The sequence below is a fragment of the Natronococcus pandeyae genome (assembly GCF_008122205.1).
GTDB lineage: Archaea > Halobacteriota > Halobacteria > Halobacteriales > Natrialbaceae > Natronococcus > Natronococcus pandeyae.
On record NZ_PHNJ01000039.1, the window covers coordinates 1 to 2791 of the forward strand.

At 57.4% G+C, this 2791-nt stretch carries 1 protein-coding gene and 1 pseudogene; one reads left to right on the plus strand and one right to left on the minus strand.

Annotated features, from left to right (window positions below; genetic code table 11):
- Positions 1-830: pseudogene (locus CV102_RS25605) on the minus strand (hypothetical protein); the annotation flags it as partial.
- 1295 nt (positions 831-2125) lie between these two features.
- On the opposite strand from CV102_RS25605, the gene CV102_RS25610 reads away from it, so the two are divergent.
- Positions 2126-2791, plus strand: a 666-nt coding sequence (locus CV102_RS25610) for a hypothetical protein (RefSeq protein WP_148860820.1), incomplete at its 3' end; no start/stop codon positions are given.

A 2791-nucleotide genomic window follows, 5' to 3' on the forward strand; every position in this document is an offset into this window, starting at 1 on the left:
GCCGTGTTCCCGTCGATATCGTCGATCGTCTCGATATCGTCGACGTTCTCGAGCGACTCGTTGGTCGTCTCGATGATCTCGTTGATTCGCTCGATCTCTTCCTCGTAATCGTCGTCGCCATCGCCACCGTTGTCGGCGTCGCCGTTGTCAGTTTCACCGCTGTCATCGCCGCTAGCCTCGAGGCCGTCGATGAGTTCGTGGATCTCTTCGACGTTGTCCGCGGAGTTGTTCAATCCGTCGACGGCCTCCTCCGCGGCGTTCCCGTACTCTTCTTCGATCTCGTCGGCTTCTTCGCGTGCCTCTTCGGGCGTGTCGACGTCGTCGGCGATATCCTCGCCGAGGATCTCCTGGGACTGGGCGTTGATCTCCTCGACGACCTGCGTGAAGATCTCGTCCTGAAGTCGGTCGGCCGTGTTCCCGTCGATATCGTCGATCGTCTCGATATCGTCGACGTTCTCGAGCGACTCGTTGGTCGTCTCGATGATCTCGTTGATTCGCTCGATCTCCTCCTCGTGGTCGCCGTCGAAACTACCGTCGTCGCCCTGAGTTTCCTCTGCCGTTAGCGTCACTGATTCATCGTTCTCGTTATCGATACGGAACGTTGCAGAGTCGTGATCCTCGCCGACACACTCGATCGCGAGCTGGATCGCGCTCGAATCGATCTCGTCTGATTCGTCGTCGTCGTCGTCATCGCCTCCAGTCTCAGTCTCTCGAGTCTCGTCGTCTTCGATTACGGCCGAAACGCCGAGAGCGCCCCCGCCCAGGAGTGCGCCGCTGGCCGCAATCGTCTTGAGACTGTCCCGTCGTGAGAGTGGAGTTCGGTTTGCCATCGTTGTTGTCTCTCGCCCGAGAAGGGCAGAAACGGGTACTGCCACTAACCTAATTATTATCCATTATGTAACTGCGTTCGGAGATATCTGTCAGTGAAATTCACCTGAACTGTTGTCGTTTCGCGACTGACAATAGTTTCAAGCCGCATTACCTAGTGATATAAATCGCTATCAACCGACGTGACGTTTCCAACATTGCTGGGATATCGGAACCGCGGGTTTCAGATTCTCCAGCCAGTAGCCGAATAAATAGCCGGTCTGTGGAGAACGGGCGTTGATATCTCCCAACCGGTCGACGGAACTGTCGAGTCGAAGGGACGAGAACGGAGGCCTGGTCGTGGACCCGCGAGACAGTTCTCGATCCGCCGAACTCGAACGCGTCTCGACCGCCGATCGGTACCGTTCTGCCGTCGATAGCCGTCGGAATCACGGTGTTTTAGTCTGGAACCTGAGTTTCCCGGTCGGCGACCCCTGCACTTTTTTGCGGCTGAAGCGTCCGACCAGCCGGTCGTCCTCGCAAACCACTCCCGACTACTCGAGTCACGGCTTCGGGAGGAATCTCGATTGTACGGAATCCCACGGAGTGTCCCGCGACTCGAGGCGGCTCCCGATCGTTGCCTGGGGAGATTACGTCCACGATCTCCTCAAGCCCTAAAATCGATCTTACTCTTTTACTCTTCACCCCGATCGGTGCCGAATCTCCGTTCGAGAAGCCTCGTTTCCGGTCGCTGTTCGACGCCCACCTCGATCAGACGACTTCGACCAGTCTCGTATTCGATCGACCGGCTATGGAGACGGTGTTCCGTCCATACCAGAACCGTGTTGACCAGTGTTAATCGTTGCCTCGGGCCTGGAGCGATTAGTGACCTCGATCGAGTTCGTGATAGCGTTCTCCCCTCAGTGAAATGGACCCGTGATTCGTAGCGACGGGTGGCATACCAGCGACGCTTCTCTCAGAACGGACTGATAGCTCAGCGAGCAGTTCCACGGCTAGCTTCGAAGACTCTCCCTGGTTCGTGGTGGACTCGTTGACCTAGCCAGCGCACTCACACGCATGGTGTCTCGCTTTCCACGCAATCCCGTACTGTGAGGGCGACCCCTTCGACGGAACGAGCCTCAGTTCGGCCAGTTAGTAACGCTAACGCCGTTGTCGGATGTGACGCTGTGCTCGGTAGACGGAACTCCTCTCCGGACGGATTCAAAAAAGCGAATGTCGTGATCGACGCGAGTTTGCCGAGCTACGTTATACTCGTTCTCGGCGGTCGGTTTCGTCGTCAGTCAGCCCGTTATGGGCAGTGCTCGTCGTCAGTGTCGTCGACGGGTTCGTCGTCAGTTGGCTCGTCGACGGGCTCGTCATCGGTAGGGTCGTCCGGCAGCTCGTCGACGTCTTCGACGTCGCCGTCAACGACGACGAAGATGTTTTCGACGGTGAGTTCCTCAACGGTAAGCTCTTCAACGGTAAGCTCCTCGACGACGACCGTATCGGCGTCCTCAGGGACTTCCTCGTCAGCGTCTTCGTCTTCGTCAGGGGCTTCTTCAGCGTCTTCGTCCTCGTCAGGGGCTTCTTCAGCGTCTTCGTCCTCGTCAGGGGCTTCCTCGTCAGCGTCTTCCTCATCCTCAGGAACTTCGTCCTCAACGTCTTCCTCGTCCTCAGGAACTTCATCCTCGACATCTTCCTCGTCCTCAGGAACTTCATCCTCGACATCTTCCTCGTCCTCAGGAACTTCGTCCTCAACGTCTTCCTCGTCCTCAGGAACTTCGTCCTCAACGTCTTCCTCGTCCTCAGGAACTTCGTCCTCAACGTCTTCCTCATCGTCGGGGACCTCGTCCTCAGCATCTTCCTCGTCGTCAGGGACTTCGTCCTCAACGTCTTCTTCGTCGTCAGGTGCTTCCTCGTCAGCTTCCTCGAGTTCGTCAGCGAGCTGCTGCCAGTCTTCGACGGTGTCCGCGCCGTTGTTCAG